The following is a 17,291-nucleotide window of genomic DNA, read 5'->3' on the forward strand; positions in this document are numbered from 1 at the left end:
TTCCTCCAAAGAACCGGGCTTCCCGCCCAGTCTAGTAAGCCAATCGGCCCCTATGGCTGTAGAACACCTACAACAACTCCTCAAAAGACTTAGCGTGCGCCCGGAAGTTACCCGCGAGTAACAATTAGGCTTTCTCCCCCTTCCTCGCCTTATGGTGTCCCCTATGACCCGCAATGGCGCACCTGTGTCCGGCACCCTTTCAGGGCGCACCATCCTCATGTCCGGCGGCAGCAGGGGCATCGGCCTCGCGATCGCGCTCCGGGCGGCCCGCGACGGCGCCAACGTCGCCATCCTCGCCAAAACGGGCGAGCCCCATCCCAGCCTCGAAGGCACTGTCCATACCGCTGCGGAACAGATCCGCACGGCCGGCGGCGGTGCGCTGGCTCTCGTCGGGGATGTCAGGAACGACGACGACGTCGCCTCGGCTGTGAAGGCGACGGTCGCCGAATTCGGGGGTATCGACGTCGTCATCAACAATGCGTCGGCGATAGACCTCTCGAAAACGCCCGACGTGTCCATGAAGCGCTATGACCTCATGGCGGACATCAACGTGCGCGGAACGTTCATGCTGAGCAAGTTCGCGCTGCCGGCGCTGCGCGAGGGGGCGAACCCGCACATTCTGACGCTCTCCCCGCCGCTGAACCTGGACCCCGTCTGGGCCGGCAAGCACCTCGCCTACACCATGGCCAAGTACGGCATGAGCCTCACAACACTGGGGCTCGCAGAGGAACTCCGGAACGAGGGCATCGCCGTCAACTCGCTGTGGCCGCGGACGCTGATCGACACTGCGGCGATCCGCAACATGCCCGGCGGCAGCGAGCTGATCAAGGCGGCCCGGACACCGGACATCGTCGCTGACGCCGCGCACGCCGTGCTGCTCCGGAAGTCCCGGGAATGCACCGGAAATTTCTTCACGGACGAGGAGGTCCTGCGCTCCGTTGGCGTCACCGACTTCAGCCGCTACAGCCTCGGCGCCCCCGAAGACCGCCTGGTGCCGGACATCTTCCTCTGACCCCGCCCAGTAGGCTGGGAGCATGACATCCCGCTACTCCAACCTTGAACGTCCGGGCCTGGACGGAAACGGCCTGCGCGAGGCGCTGTGCCACCCGCACGGCCCCTACGGCAGGCTGGACCTGGTGGAGGCAACGGGCTCAACCAACACGGACCTCGCCCACCATTCCGTCGAGGAACCGCGGGAATGGCCGGACCTCAGCGTGCTCACGGCCGAGGAGCAGACGGCCGGGCGCGGCAGGCTGGACCGGATCTGGACGGCGCCTGAGCGGTCCTCGCTATTCGTGAGCGTTCTGCTGCGCCCACACAATCCGGAGGGCCGGCCGCTGCCCACACAGAGCTACGCGTGGATGTCACTGCTGGCGGCGCTCGCACTGTCGGAGAGCATCGAGGAACGCACGGAAATCTCTCCCCAACTGAAGTGGCCCAACGATGTCCACGTCGACGGCCGCAAGCTGGCCGGTGTCCTGGCCCAGCTGGTGCCGGGCGCCAACGCGGAGCCGCCCGCCGTCGTCGTCGGTGCCGGTGTGAACGTGAGTCTCACCGACCAGGAACTGCCGGTCCCCTCCGCCACCAGCCTGCTGCTTGAATACGCCACCACGACGGACCGGAACATCCTCCTGAAGGCCTATCTGCGCCGCCTTTCGGCGCACTACGGTGAGTTCACCGCCGTGGACGGCGACGCCACCCGCCCCTGGAAGGACGGCACCTCGCTGCTCGCACGGGTGAGTGAACGCATGGTGACCCTGGGTCAGGAGGTCCAGGCGGACCTGCCCAACGGCACCGTCATCACCGGGCGTGCCATGAACCTCGACTCCCACGGTGCCCTGGTGGTGCGCGATGAGGAGGGCGAGAGGCACACGGTCTCGGCAGGCGACGTCGTACATCTGCGGCCGCTGACGCTGTAAGTGGGCGCTCGACCAATGCAGCACGCACCGGATAGACGATCATGCGGATAAGACTCGAGCCGGGGGAGCACGTGGTGGTCCGTACCCGGCCGCATCCGCGGAGGCTGCTGGTTCCGTTCTGCGTGGCGCTGCTGATCCTGGCCGGTGCCGGCTACGGGCTCGGTTGGTTCAGCCGGTCGCAGCTGCCGCTCGGGTGGGAGCAGTGGGGGCCGGCGATCCTCACCGGTTTCCTGGTCCTGGTGCTGCTTTTCCTGTTCCGCATTTTCCTCCGGCCGCTGCTGCAGTGGTCGGGGACCCGGTACGTACTGACCAGCCGGCGGCTGATCCGGCGGGCAGGTATCACCAGGCGCAGTGAGCGGGAAGTGCGGCTCACGGGAATTTTCCAGATCATCATCGAGCAGGGCCTCGTGGAGCGGCTCACCGGCGGCGGCACGCTGGTTGTCGATCTGGGCCGCGACCGGATCCTTGCGTTCAGCGAGGTTCCCCAGGTGCACACGTTCAAGGAGTACATGGTGGCGGCGATCAGCGACCTCCCGCTGACCGCCATGTTCGATGGTGTAAATATGGAAGCTGAGCCGGTCGAAGGGGCAGAAGACGACGTATGGAACAGGAGCGGTGATGAGCGCCAGCAGCGGCACGGATGGAACTGAAGCCGGCGGCACCGGCTCCTTTGCGGATGACCCCGACAACCCCCTGACGCTTTCCATGCCGGCGTTCAACCGGGCGGACCTGCCGCCGCCGCCTGACAAGCTAGACCGCGACGCCATCCGGCGGCTTGAGGTCGAGTTGCTCGGCGCCGAACGAACGCTGCGCCGCCGCGACGTGGCAACAGGCGCAGGGGTGTCCCTGCTCTCCGCGCGTAAGCTCTGGCGCGCGATGGGCTTTCCCAATATCGGGGACGACGACGTCGCGTTCACCGAGAAGGACATGGAAGCACTGACCACCATCATCGAACTGGTGCGCAAGGAACAGCTCACCGAATCGGCGGCGATCTCGATCACCCGGGCGATCGGCCAGATGACCGACCGCATGGTGGTGTGGCAGATTGAGGCGCTCGTTGAGGAAATGGTGGTTCAGCGCGAGATCTCCGACTCCGCCGCGCGCCGGAACCTCGTGGCCGAACTTCCACACCTGCTTGAGCCGCTCGAGAAGACGCTGGTTTACGCCTGGCGCCGCCAGATGAACGCAGCGGTCCAGCGGCTGGCCGTCCGCTCGGAGTCCGGGCTCGCCTCCAGCGCCGGCGGGCCGGAAGGAACCGAGGACGACGCGCCGCTGCCGCTGGCCCGCGCCGTCGGATTCGCGGACCTGGTCTCCTACACGAGCCTGTCCCGGCAGATGAACGAACGCACCCTCGCCCAGCTGGTGCAGCGGTTCGAGAACAAGTGCGCCGAGATCATCTCCGTCGGCGGTGGCCGCCTGGTCAAGACCATCGGGGATGAAGTGCTTTACATTGCCGAGACGCCCGAGGCCGGCGCGGAAATCTCGCTGGCGCTCGCCAAGGCGTTCACCGAGGATGACCTGCTTCCATCTGCCCGCGTCTCCATGGTCTGGGGCCGGATCCTGTCCCGGCTGGGCGACATCTACGGGCCCACGGTGAACCTGGCCTCGCGCCTGACCTCGCTGGCGGAACCCGGAACGGTACTGATTGATGCCTCCACCGCCGCAACGCTGCGGGACAATGAACGCTTTGTCCTGATGCCCCACAAGGCGCGGACGGTGCGCGGTTTCGGGGAAGTGCACCCCGTGACGCTCGCCCGCGGAACAGGTACCGGCCTGGTTCTCGACTGACGTCCCGCCCACCGCGTCACACCCTCATGGGCACAAGTACCCATCCGCTTGAGCAGGCCGGTTTGCGAAGCCATGCAACACTTTAATCGGTCAAGTATTCCGGCTGCCCTCCCGTTCACTGAGGAAGCGGCCGTCCAGCGTCTCACCCGGGGAACATTGTGAAGCTACTGAACCGCCTGCGTCGTTTCAGCACCAGGCACAAACGCGCACTGTCGGTGTCTACTGCCTCTGCAGTCAGCGTGGGCGTCATCAGTGGTGCGCTCCTTTATCCCGGTTTTGCTACTGCCGAAGTTGACTTGAACGACGGCGGTGTGTGGGTGACCAACCGGAATACCGGCATGGTGGGCCACCTCAATTACCAGTCGCGGTTGTTGGACGGTGGTTACGCGGCGAATAGCGACAGTTTCGACATCATTCAGGACCAGGCCACGGTTTTCAATATCAACTCCGACCAGTCGAAGGTCAGCCCTGTCGATGTGGCCAACGTTGTGCGTGGGACTGAGGTGCAGCTTCCGGGGTCGGCGGCGGTGGCGATGGGCGGTGCGACGGCGGCGGTGACGGACCGTGCCGGTGGTGCGGTCTGGATTACAACGGTGCAGAACCTCGCTGCTTTCAGTGACCAGGAGACCGAACCGGTGGTGACCGGTTCTTCCGGTGTGGTCGCGGCGGTGTCGTCGAATAATCGTGTGGTGGTCGCGGATCCGGACGCGACGACGGTGTCTACCTACGTAGTTGCGGCGGATGGTACGTATGAGGAGCCGGTGGTTGTTGAGGCGGAGGCGCTGGGAACGTTCGGTGACGCGCAGATCGCCGCCGTGGGAGACCAGGCGGTGGTTTTTGATGGCGAATCCGGTCAGCTGATCCTGCCTGACGGCGAACCTGTGACCCTTCCCGATGCTGTGGGCGGGCGCCTGCAGCACAGCGGACCGGCGGGCAGCTTTGCGGTGGTGGCGACGCCGACGTCGCTGATCAAGCAGCCGCTGGCCGGCGGCGATCCGATCATCACCCCGATGGGGACCACCGGTGTTCCTGCCTCGCCGGTGCAGTTGGACGGCTGCGTCCATGCAGCCTGGGCCGGGGCTGCCGTCTACGTCCGCGACTGCGCGGATGACGCCAGCGACCAGCGGCAGGACATCCCGGAACTCGGTGCGGAATCGGAACTGGTGTTCCGGGTCAATCGCAGCGTTGTGGTCCTCAACGACGTCAACGCCGGCGACGTCTGGCTGGTCCTGCAGAACATGCAGCTTGTGGACAACTGGGGTGACATCATCCCGCCGAAGGATGAGTCCGACGAAGAGGACCAGGAATCGGCGAGTGAGAACCCGGTCAACACACTCCCGGACCGCACAGGTGAGAACCGTCCTCCGGTCGCCGAAGACGACTCCTACGGCGCACGCGCCGGCCGCACCACCATCCTCAACGTGGTGGTCAACGACACCGATCCGGACGGCGATCTCCTGACCAGCTCCCTCACGGGGGAACCGCCCGCCGCCGGCAGTGTGCAGCCCATCTATAACGGCGCCGGCCTGCAGGTTGTGGTTCCGCCGGATGCCCCGCTGGGAAACTCAACCTTCAGTTACGAAGTGTCCGACGGACGCGGAGGCAGCGATTCCGCGCAGGTCACTCTTGAGGTTCGCGGCGCAGATTCGAATGAGCCCCCCAACGCGCTCCGCTCCACGAAAATTCTCGTGGAGGAGGGCAAATCCGTCAGCCAGAACATCCTCTCCAGCTGGACGGACCCCGACGGCGATGACCTGTTCCTGGTGAGTGCGGAGCCGACGCCGGATGGGGATCAGGTGCGCACGCGCTCGGACGGACTGCTGACCTTCCGCGACGTCGGCAAGGGCCAGGGCGTCAAGGAAGTGAACATCGTCGTCTCCGATGGCAGGGAGCAGGTTTCCGGCGTCATCAGTTTCGATGTGCGTGCGTCGGGGACGCTGGCGCCGGTGGTCAATTTTGACCACTTCACCGCCGTCGTCGGGCAGGAATCCCAACTGAGCCCGCTGCAGAACGACCTCGATCCGGCAGGCGGCCAGTTGAGCCTCGCGAAGGCGGAACTGACCGGGGGCGATGCCGTGGTGACGCCCGACTACGACACCGGCACGATCGCCTTCACTCCGAGCGCCGCCGGCACGTACTACGTCGAGTACCTGGTGACCAACGGACCGCAGAGCGCGAGCGGACTGATCCGGGTTGATGCAAAGGCCGAGGGTGCGGAGGGCGCGCCGATCGCCGTCCGCGACGTTGCTCTGCTGCCGCGCAACGGCGATGTGCTGGTTGACGTTCTGGGCAACGACAGCGACCCCTCGGGTGGGGTGCTTGTGGTGCAGTCAGTGGATGTACCCGCGGGGTCACCCCTGGAGGTCGCGGTACTCGACCACAACGTGTTGCGCATCCACGATGTGCGGAACCTGAGCGAGCAGACCACCATCACCTACACGATTTCAAACGGCACGGCCTCGGCAACCGGGGAAGTAAGCGTGCTCTCGGTGGAGGGCCCGGAGACGCCCTTGCCGCCGCAGGCCAACTCCGACGAGGTCACAGTACGCGCCGGTGACGTCGTCAACATACCGGTGCTCGACAACGACACTCACCCCAACGGCGATGAGCTGACCTTGAATCCCGTCCTCGCTCAGGGGATCGACCTCGCGGACGGGCGGATCTTCGCGTCGGAGAACTCGCTGCGTTTCGTCGCCGGCACCACAGCCAAAACGGTGTACGCCATCTACGAGGTGCTGGACAGCACCGGGCAGACGGACTCGGCGGAGGTACGGATCAACATCCGGCCGCTCGATGAGCGCAACACGCCTCCGGTACCGAAGAACCTCGACGCGCGCGTCATCGCCGGATCGACGGTCCGGATCCCGGTCCCGCTGGACGGTATCGACGCGGATGGCGACTCGTCCTTCCTCACCGGCATCGACGCCGCTCCGACGATGGGCGCAGCGATCCCGGGACCGAACTACATCGATTTCACGGCTTCGGCCACCGGAGCGGGGACCGACACCTTCACCTACACCGTCCGTGATCGGCTTGGCCTGGAGAACACCGGCACCATTCAGGTGGGCATAGCTCCTGCAGCGGAAGCGAACCAGAAACCCATTGCCGTGAACGATGGCGTGATCCTGCGGCCCGGCCGCGCCATCGCCGTCGACGCGCTGCGCAACGATTCAGACCCCGACGGCGACCCCATCGCGCTTGATCCCAAGGGGGTCACTGCCACCCCGGAGGAGATGGCTCCGGAGGTGGTCGAGGGCCGCGTGCTGTTCAGCGCACCCCAGGCCGAGGGAGACTTCAGCGTCCGCTACTCAGTGGCTGACGACCGCGGCGCCTCCGCCAACGGCAACATCAACGTGACGGTCGACCAGAACGCTCCGCTGCTCCTGCCCATCGCGCGCGATGACAGGGTCGAGGTGACCGAAACCCGCGGGCAGACCGCCGTGGACGTGCCGGTCCTGAAAAACGACGAGGACCCTGACGGCGTCGCAGAGGACCTCGAAGTCAGCGTAGACCCCGCCAATACAACGGCTGCCGTCGGTGCGGAGAACGTGGTCCGCGTCGAGCTGACACCGGAGCCGCAGTCCATTCCCTACACCGTCGAGGACATCGACGGTGGTGTCGCGACCGCCGTCATCTGGGTACCCGGGCTGAGTGAGCAGTATCCGACGCTGATCAGCGACGCTCCCATTGATGTGCAGGCGGGGGAGGAACTCGCCCTGGACCTGCGGGAGCTGGTGGAGGTCCGTGAGGGCCGCACTCCGCGCCTGACCGTCACTGAGAAGGTTTCGGCGATCGGGACCAGCAACTCCAACGACTGGGTGGTTGATCCGAACAACCTCCGCTACGCCGCGGACGCGGATTACGCCGGCAAGGGCTCCATCACCTTCGAGGTCACCGACGGCACCGGACCCGATGACCCGGAGGGTTTGAGCTCAACCCTCACCGTCCTCACCAACGTGATCGCCGCTGAGGAAAGCCCCAACTTCCCGCCGACCCTGGATTCCGGGTCCCTCGAAGTTGCCATCGCCGAGCCGGCAGTCACGCTCGATCTGGCCGGTCTTGCCGCTGACCAGAATCCTGAGGACACCCTCGAGTTCTCGCTCACCGGTGAGCAACCTGCCGGCTTCGATATCTCCTTCGCCGGTTCGGTGCTGACCGTCTCAGCCCAGGACGGCGCCGAGGTCGGCACCACCGGAACCATCGGAATCTCCGTGACGGACGGGGAAGACACGGCGAACAGTTTGGTGGCCCTGACGGTGTTGGCGTCCAGCCGGCCGGTTCCGGTCGCTAACGACGACGAAGTGCCTGACGCCGTTCAGGGCGAGCCGGTGACGGTGGACGTGCTCACCAACGACGTGAACCCGTTCCCGGAAGAGCCGCTGCGGATCGTCGACGTCATCGCGGACGGCAACGGCAGCGTTTCCCAGCAGGGAGACTCAGTCCTCGTGACGCCGGGTGAGTCCTTTGTGGGAAACATGACCGTGCAGTACACGATTGAGGACAAGACCGGGGAACTGTCCCGCGTCGCAACGGCCCAGATTCTCCTCACGGTCAAGGGCAAGCCGGGCGTTCCCTCTACACCGGTGGTCGAAAGCACGCGAAATAAATCGGTGGTCCTGTCCTGGGATCCGCCGGCTGACAACGGTTCACCGATCACCGGTTACACGGTCACCAGTAACAACGGGTTCACCCAGGAGTGCCCGGCGACCACGTGTACGCTGACCGGGCTCACCAATAACGTCGAGTACGTGTTCACCGTCACCGCAACCAACGACATCGGTACGTCCGACCCGTCGCCGGAATCGGCGGTCGCGCGTCCTGACACACAACCGGCTCAGCCTGCTCCTCCGGCGCTGGTGTTCGGTGACGGATCGCTGACGGTGAGCTGGACACCTCCAGCCAACGAGGGTTCCCCGATCGAAGGCTATGACCTCCAGATCTCTCCCGCACCACCCAACGGGGCGGTCCAGCGCAGCGCAACCGGCAGCCCGCTGACCTGGGAAGGCCTGGAGAACGGCACCGCCTACAAGGTTCGGGTGCAGGCACGCAATGCCGCTCCGGATCCGTCGGAGTGGAGTGATTACTCCGCTGCCGAGATTCCGGCCGGCCTGCCGGGAACACCGGCGGCGCCGACGACGACGCGCGCCGACTCAGTGGGCACGGAAAGTCAGCTGGTGGTCGACTGGGCAGACGTGGCGCCGAACGGCGACGCCGTGACGAAGTACCAGGTGCAGGAATTCCGCGGGGGCGCCCTGGTGCGCACGTTGCCCGAGGTGCAGGCGTCCGAGCAGACCATCGTCGTGCCTAACGCTGAGGCGGACTACAGCTACGCGGTCCGCGCCTACAACAAGGCCGGCTGGACCGAATATGGCGCCCAGTCCACGCCGCGTCGTGCTGTTGGTTCTCCTGCGGCGCCAAGCAACGTGAGCCTGAAGGAAACCCGAACCAACGCGGAAGGCCGTCACGTTGTGATCAACTTCAGCGAACTCAGCGCTGATCAGCGCAACGGTGCCCGAGCCTCCGAGGTGAGCTACCAGGCGAACTTCAGCGACGGCCGCCAGATGGGCATCAGACCGGGACAGGAAGTCGGCGGGTTCCCGAACGGCACGGCAGTGACCGCGACGGTCACCGCCATCGTCAACAGCGACGGCGCCAACTACAGTAGCCAACCTGCAGGCTCCAACCGGGTTAATCCGTTCGGCAGCCCCGGTGCGGCGAGAGCGGGCGCCCGGGACGGGGCCAAGGAACAGAAAGAAGTTACCGTGAGCTGGGATCCACCGAACCTGGGTGCCCACGATGTGAAGCAAATCCAGATCAGGATCAACGGCGGCGGGTGGGAGAACGTCCGTAATTCCAATAGCCGCACCATCAAAACCGACGGCTATAACGAGCGTGTCATCATCCGGGTGCGGTCAATGAATTCACGGGGCGAATTCGGGCCGGTTGCTGAAGCAACAGCCAGAAGCGGTGAGGCTCCACCGCCGCCACCTCCCAAGCCGACAGAGTGGACCATCACGGCCGGCGGACCGGAGTTGAGCTCTCGCAGCTGCATGGATCCTCCCAGTGGACCTACGAACTACGGCGGGCCGGGAGACTGCACCGGCGGTCACTGGATCAATGCCGGCGAGTCCTTCAAGTCAAGGTGCTATGTAATCTATGGCGGCAACGTCTGGTACTTCCAGAACTCCGGTGGAAAGAACCAGGGACTCATCATGAAGGGGATTCACGCGCAGGGGCACGGCGCCAACCCTCCCGCCGGAATGCCGCGCAGGGACGGCGGCTGCTGATTTCCCGCGTACCAAAGGCTTCGATCGTTCCTCCCATGGGTACCGGTGCCGATGGGAGGATGGCAGGCCAGCCTATAGACTCGTCCTTGACGCCTGAGGGGCAAGGCGTACATTCTTCGGGGGGATTTCAGCTCATGAATCGTGGTCTCGATCGCCTGCGTCGTTTCAGCACCAGGCACAAGCGGGCATTGTCGGTATCGACCGCTTCCGCAGTGAGCATCGCCGTGGTGGGCGGTGCGCTCCTTTATCCCGGTTTTGCCACTGCCGAGGTCGATCTGAACGACGGCGGTGTATGGGTGACCAACCGGAACACCGGCATGGTGGGTCACCTGAATTACCAGTCGTGGTTGCTGGACGGCGGCTATGCAGCGAATAGCGACAGCTTCGACATCATTCAGGACCAGGCCACGGTCTTCAATATCAACTCCGACCAGTCGAAGGTCAGCCCCGTCGATGTGGCCAACGTTGTGCGTGGGACTGAGGTGCAGCTGCCCGGTTCAGCGGCTGTGGCGATGGGCGGTACGACGGCGGCGGTGACGGACCGTGCCGGTGGTGCGGTCTGGATTACAACGGTGCAGAACCTCGCCGCCTTCAGCGATCAGGAGACCGAACCGGTGGTGACCGGTTCTTCCGGTGCGGTCGCGGCGGTGTCCTCGAACAACCGTGTGGTGGTCGCGGATCCGGGCCCTGCAACAGTCTCAACCTACGTAGTTGCGGCGGATGGCACCTATGAGGAGCCGGTGGTTGTTGAGGCGGAAGCGCTGGGAACCTTCGGTGACGCGCAGATCGCCGCCGTGGGAGACCAGCCGGTGGTTTTCGATGGCGAATCCGGTCAGCTGATCCTGCCTGACGGCGAACCTGTGACCCTTCCCGATGCTGTGGGCGGGCGCCTGCAGCACAGCGGACCGGCGGGCAGCTTTGCGGTGGTGGCGACGCCGACGTCGCTGATCAAGCAGCCGCTGGCCGGCGGCGATCCGGTCATCACCCCGCTGGATGCGACAGGGGTTCCTGCCTCGCCGGTGCAGTTGGACGGCTGTGTCCACGCGGCTTGGGCCGGGGTTTCCGTTTATGTCCGTGACTGCGCGGATGACGCCAGTGACCAGCGGCAGGACATCCCGGAACTTGGTGCGGAATCGGAACTGGTGTTCCGGGTGAACCGCAGCGTTGTGGTCCTCAACGACGTGAACGCGGGCGACGTGTGGCTGGTTCTGCAGAACATGCAGCTGGTGGACAACTGGGGTGACATCATCCCGCCGAAGGATGAGTCGGACGACGAGGACCAGGAATCGGCGAGTGAGAACCCGGTCAACACACTCCCGGACCGCACGGGTGAGAACCGTCCTCCGGTTGCCGAAGACGACTCCTACGGTGCACGTGAAGGCAAGACCAGCATCCTCAACGTCGTCGCCAATGACACCGACCCGGATGGTGACCTGCTCACGGCGCGATTGAGCGGGGACCAGCCGGCCGCCGGCAGTGTGCAGCCCATCTATAACGGCGCCGGCCTGCAGGTTGTGGTGCCGGCAGATGCTCCGGTGGGTATTTCTACATTCGCTTACGAGGTCGAGGACGGACGTGGCGGCACCGATGCCGCGCAGGTCGACGTCGAGGTTCGCGGGGCTGACACGAATGAGCCGCCAAATCCTCTGCGTCCCACGAAGATCCTTGTGGAGGAGGGGAAGTCGGTCAGCCAGAACATTCTCTCCAGCTGGACTGATCCCGACGGCGATGACCTGTTCCTGGTGAGTGCGGAGCCGACGCCGGATGGGGATCAGGTGCGCACGCGCTCGGACGGATTGTTGACGTTCCGCGATGTCGGCAAGGGCCAGGGGGTGAAGGAAGTCAACATCGTCGTCTCGGACGGCCGTGAAGAGGTGTCCGGTGTTATCAGTTTCGATGTGCGTGCGTCGGGGACACTGCCGCCGGTGGTCAATTTTGACCACTTCACCGCCGTCGTCGGGCAGGAATCCCAACTGAGCCCGCTGCAGAACGACCTCGATCCGGCAGGCGGCCAACTGAGCCTCGCGAAGGCGGAGCTGACCGGTGGGGATGCAGTGGTGACGCCGGACTATGACACCGGCACCATCGCCTTCACTCCGAATTCGGCGGGAACCTATTACGTCGAATACCTGGTGACCAACGGCCCGCAGAGCGCCAGCGGTCTCATTCGCGTCGATGCGAAAGCCGACGGTGCGGAGGGCGCTCCGGTCGCCGTCCGTGATGTTGCCCTGTTGCCCCGCAACGGGGACGTTCTGGTCGACGTACTTGGCAATGACAGCGACCCGGGCGGCGGCGTCCTAGTGGTGCAGTCCGTCGAAGTGCCGGCAGACTCGCCGGTGGACGTAGCGATTCTGAATCATAATGTGTTGCGCATCCATGACGTACGGAACCTCAGCGAGCAGACCACTATCACGTACACGATGTCGAACGGCACGGCCTCGGCAACCGGTGAGGTGAGCGTGCTGCCCGTGGAGGGCCCTGAGACGCTGTTGCCGCCGCAGGCCAACTCCGACGAGGTCACAGTGCGTGCAGGGGACGTCGTCAACATACCGGTGCTCGACAATGACACCCACCCCAACGGCGACGAACTCACGCTGAGTCCTGTCCTTGCCCAGGGGATCGACCTCGCGGACGGCCGGATCTTCGCCTCGGAGAACTCACTGCGTTTCGTCGCCGGACCCACGGCGAAGACTGTCTACGCCATCTACGAGGTGCTGGACAGCACCGGGCAGACCGATTCCGCAGAGGTACGGATCAATATCCGACCGTTGGATGCACCGAATACCCCACCCGTGCCGAAGAACCTCGATGCCCGCGTGATCGCCGGATCGACAGTGCGCATCCCGGTTCCGTTAGACGGCATTGACGCCGACGGTGACTCCGCTTTCCTGGCAGGAATCGACGTCGCTCCGACGATGGGCGCGGCGGTTCCCGGCCCCAACTACATCGACTTCACCGCGTCGGCCGCCGGTGCGGGTACGGATACTTTCACTTACACGGTCCGTGACCGGCTCGGCCTGGAGAACACCGGCACCATCCAGGTGGGCATAGCTCCTGCAGCGGAAGCGAACCAGAAACCCATTGCCGTGAACGATGGCGTGATTCTGCGGCCCGGCCGCGCGATCGCCGTCGATGCGCTGCGGAATGACTCGGACCCGGACGGTGACCCGATCGCCCTTGATCCGGAGGCTCTGGCGGGCACGCCGGAGGAGATGGCTCCGGAGGTGGTCGAGGGCCGCGTGCTGTTCAGTGCGCCCCAAACAGAAGGTGATTTCAGCGTCCGCTACGGCATCCAGGACAGCCGGGGTGGCATTGCCGCAGGCAACATCAGTGTCACCGTCGATCAGAACGCTCCGCTGTTGTTGCCGATCGCCCGTGATGATCGGGTGGAGTCGGAAGAGACCCGCGGCCAGACGGCTGTGGACGTGCCGGTCCTGAAAAACGACGAGGACCCTGACGGTGTGGCCGAGGACCTCGTTGTTCGGGTCGATCCGGCAGCCCTCACCGCCTCAGTGGGAGCGGAGAACGCAGTCCGCGTTGAGCTCACCGAGCAGGCTCAGATCATCCCGTACACGGTGGAAGACATTGACGGCGGTGTTGCCACCGCGGTGATCTGGGTGCCTGGCTTGAGTGAGCAGTATCCGACGCTGATCAGCGACGCCCCGATCGATGTGCAGGCGGGGGAGGAACTCGCCCTCGATCTGCGGGAGCTGGTGGAGGTCCGTGAGGGCCGCACGCCGCGCCTGACCGTTACAGAGAAGGTTTCGGCGATCGGGACCAGCAACTCCAACGACTGGGTGGTTGATCCGAACAACCTCCGCTACGCCGCGGACGCCGGTTACGCCGGCAAGGGCTCCATCACCTTTGAGGTCACCGACGGCACCGGCCCGGACGACCCGGAGGGCTTGAGCTCAACCCTCACCGTCCTCACCAACGTGATCCCCGCTGCCGAAAGCCCCAACATCCCGCCCAGCCTGGACTCGGGCTCGCTGGAAGTTGCAGTTGCTGAGCCGGCGGTCTCCCTGGATCTGGCCGGCCTTGCCACCGATCCGAACCCCGAAGACACCCTGGAGTTCTCCCTGACCGGTGATCAACCCGCCGGTTTCGAAGTGGCCCTCAACGGCTCGGTTCTGAGCGTCGCGCCCGGTGAGAATTCTGAGGCAGGGCTCACCGGCGTTGTGGGAGTTTCGGTATCGGACGGTGAGGAGACGGCATCGAGTTCAGTCGCGCTGGCGGTATTGGCGTCGAACCGGCCGTTGCCGGTGGCCAATGACGATGAGGTGCCTGACGCCGTTCAGGGTGAGCCCGTCCCAGTGGATGTGCTGGCCAACGATGTGAACCCGTTCCAGGACGAGCCGCTGCGGATCGTCGATGTGGTGGCGGACGGCAACGGGAGCGTGTCGCAGCAGGGCGACCAGGTTCTGGTGACGCCGGGTGAGTCCTTTGTTGGGACGATGACGGTGCAGTACACGGTGGAGGACAAGACGGCTGACCAGTCGCGCCTGGCGACGGGGCAGATCGTGTTGACGGTGAAGGGTAAGCCGGGGGCGCCGTCGACGCCTGTGGTCGAGAGCACCCGGAACAAGTCGGTGGTCCTGTCCTGGGATCCGCCGGCTGACAACGGTTCACCGATCACCGGTTACACGGTCACCAGTAACAACGGGTTCACCCAGGAGTGCCCGGCGACCACGTGCACGCTGACCGGTTTGACCAACAACGTCGAGTACGTCTTCACCGTGACCGCAACCAACGACATCGGTACGTCCGACCCGTCGCCGGAATCGGCGGTCGCGCGTCCTGACACACAACCGGCTCAGCCCGCGCCGCCGACGCTGGTGTTCGGCGACGGTTCCCTGACGGTGAGCTGGACCCCGCCGGCCAACGAGGGCTCGCCCATCGAGGGCTATGACCTGCAGATTTCGCCTGCGCCGCCCAACGGGGCGGTCCAGCGCAGCGCCACCGGCAGCCCGCTGACCTGGGAAGGCCTGGAGAACGGCACCGCCTACAAGGTTCGGGTGCAGGCCCGCAACGCCGCTCCCGAGCCCTCGGAGTGGAGTGATTACTCCGCAGCGGAGACTCCCGCCGGCCTGCCGGGGGTCCCTGCGGCGCCGACGACGACGCGCGCCCAGGATCTGGGCGGTGAGAGCCAGCTGGTGGTCGATTGGGCTGACGTGATCCCGAACGGCGCACCGGTAACCAAATACCATGTGCAGGAGTTCCGCGGGGGAGCGCTGGTGCGCACCCTGCCGGAGATCCAGGCGTCCGAGCAGACACTCGTGGTGCCCAACGCCGAAGCTGACTACAGCTACTCCGTCCGTGCCTACAACAAGGCCGGCTGGACCGAATATGGCGCCCAGTCCACGCCCCGTCGTGCTGTTGGTTCTCCTGCGGCGCCAAGCAACGTGAGCCTGAAGGAAACCCGAACCAACGCGGAAGGCCGTCACGTCCAGATCAACTTCAGTGAGCTCAACGCACAGCAGCGCAACGGCGCACGGGCGTCCGAAGTGAGCTACCAGGCGACGTTCAACAACCGTCAGATGACGGTCAGGCCGGGTCAGGAGATCGGTGGGTTCGCCAACGGATCTGCCGTGACTGCCACGGTGACAGCCATCGTCAACAGCGACGGCGCCAGCTACTCCAGTTCACCCGCCGCCTCCAATCAGGTGAGCCCGCACGGCAGCCCGGGGAAGCCCTCGGCGGGCGGACAGAACGGTGCACAAAACGAGAACAGCGTCACCTTCAACTGGGGACCCCCCAACGCCGGCGCCCACGATGTCAAGCAGATTCAGATCAGTATCGACGGCGGTGGTTGGCAGAACGTTGCCAATTCCGGTTCGAGGCGGGTCAGCGGGAACTTCGAACAGCAACACGAGATTCGGGTGCGATCGCTGAACTCCAGGGAACAGGCGGGGGCGATTGCAAGCGCCACAGCCCGTGCCGGCAAGGAACAACCGAGCCGGCTCGACACACGGCTCCTGGGACACATGGAACGAAGCTGCACGGACCCGGCGAACAGGGCTACCTACGATCCCGAGGAATTCACTTGTGAAGGCGTGGGCGGGAACAACCCACCGTGGTTCTATGCAATGCACCAGTTCACTGTCGGTTGCTGGATCTCCCACACGGATGGCTACGGCCGGACCGGCCAGTGGTACCGGATCGTTGGAGGGCCGCGCAACGTCGGCCGCTACATCGACGCCGGCCATGTGACCGTTGGTGGGCCGGCACAGAGCAAGCTGCCGCAGTGCTGACCCCCGGCGGCCTGCACGTATTCTTTCCCGTGGGCAAGCACGGATTCCGCAAGAGAAAAAGGAACAGATCATCATGACAATGACCGCTGAACAGGCCGCGTGGTTCGCCGGGACGTTCGACAAGCTGGTCGGCAACGTGGGTCAGGCCGTCCTCGGCAAATCCCACGTGGTTCGGCTTGTCCTGACCGCGATGCTCGCCGAGGGCCACGTGCTGCTTGAGGATGCTCCCGGAACCGGAAAGACCATGCTTGCCCGGTCGCTCGCGGCCACGGTGCAGGGAACGCACTCCCGCATCCAGTTCACGCCGGACCTCCTGCCCTCGGACGTCACGGGCATCACCATCTATGACCAGAAGACCCAGGAGTTCGAGTTCCACAAGGGCCCCATCTTCGCCAACATCGTGCTCGCGGACGAGATCAACCGCGCCTCGCCGAAGACCCAGTCGGCGCTGCTGGAAGTCATGGAAGAGTCGCGGGTGACCGTGGACGGGGTGAGCTACACCAACGACCGCCCGTTCATGGTGATCGCAACCCAGAACCCGATTGAGCAGGCCGGAACATACCGGCTTCCGGAAGCGCAGCTTGACCGCTTCCTGATCAAAACCATGATCGGTTACCCGGACCATGCCTCCACCGTCCAACTGCTCAGCGGCTCGGCAACCCGTGACCGATCGGCGGCGCTGACCCCGATCATCACCACTCAGGCCATCAAGGACATGGCGGATCTGGCTACGGAAACCCATGTGGATAACGCGGTACTCGAGTACATTTCCCGGTTGACGGAGGAGACCCGCTCCGCACCCGAGTCCCGCCTGGGAGTGAGCGTGCGCGGAGCACTGGCAATGGTCCGCACGGCGAAGGTCTGGGCTGCCGGACAGGGCAGGCACTACGTCCTGCCCGACGACGTCAAGGAACTGGCCCCGTACGTGTGGACCCACCGCTTTGTCATGGACCCGGAAGCGGAGTTTGCCGGCGCAACCCCCGAGGCGGTCCTGCGCCGGGTGCTCGCCGATGTATCGGCTCCCCAGCAGCGCGCCACTGCCTGAC

7 protein-coding genes are annotated in these 17,291 nt (G+C 65.1%); all 7 read left to right on the top strand.

What is annotated here, in order from left to right:
* The first annotated feature begins 163 nt into the window (after window positions 1-163).
* The 7 genes from JOD47_RS13815 to JOD47_RS13845 all read left to right on the top strand — a co-directional run bounded on the left by JOD47_RS13815 (window position 164) and on the right by JOD47_RS13845 (window position 17,290).
* Window positions 164-1,012, top strand: coding sequence for an SDR family oxidoreductase (locus JOD47_RS13815; protein WP_239548111.1), 849 nt, complete (start codon window positions 164-166; stop codon window positions 1,010-1,012).
* A gap of 22 nt (window positions 1,013-1,034) precedes the next feature.
* A complete protein-coding gene (locus JOD47_RS13820; RefSeq protein ID WP_204535063.1) occupies window positions 1,035-1,919 on the top strand; it encodes a biotin--[acetyl-CoA-carboxylase] ligase in 885 nt (294 codons plus the stop codon).
* Between the two features lie 41 nt (window positions 1,920-1,960).
* On the top strand, window positions 1,961-2,569 hold the full coding sequence (locus tag JOD47_RS13825; RefSeq protein WP_204535066.1) for a PH domain-containing protein: 609 nt from the start codon (window positions 1,961-1,963) through the stop codon (window positions 2,567-2,569).
* A 55-nt stretch (window positions 2,570-2,624) separates the two neighbouring features.
* Window positions 2,625-3,707 carry an adenylate/guanylate cyclase domain-containing protein gene (locus JOD47_RS13830; RefSeq protein ID WP_239548613.1) on the top strand — a complete coding sequence of 361 codons (1,083 nt, stop codon included), beginning with the start codon at window positions 2,625-2,627 and terminating at the stop codon, window positions 3,705-3,707.
* A gap of 158 nt (window positions 3,708-3,865) precedes the next feature.
* A complete protein-coding gene (locus JOD47_RS13835; RefSeq protein ID WP_204535070.1) occupies window positions 3,866-9,994 on the top strand; it encodes an Ig-like domain-containing protein in 6,129 nt (2,042 codons plus the stop codon).
* Window positions 9,995-10,128: 134 nt separating this feature from the next.
* Complete coding sequence (locus tag JOD47_RS13840) at window positions 10,129-16,245, top strand: Ig-like domain-containing protein (protein ID WP_204535072.1); 6,117 nt, start codon at window positions 10,129-10,131, stop codon at window positions 16,243-16,245.
* Between the two features lie 73 nt (window positions 16,246-16,318).
* Window positions 16,319-17,290: an AAA family ATPase gene (locus JOD47_RS13845; RefSeq protein ID WP_204535074.1), complete on the top strand. Its 972-nt coding sequence runs from the start codon at window positions 16,319-16,321 to the stop codon at window positions 17,288-17,290.
* Window position 17,291 lies beyond the last annotated feature (1 nt).

Source organism: Arthrobacter tumbae, assembly GCF_016907495.1.
GTDB classification, from domain to species: Bacteria; Actinomycetota; Actinomycetes; order Actinomycetales; family Micrococcaceae; genus Arthrobacter_D; species Arthrobacter_D tumbae.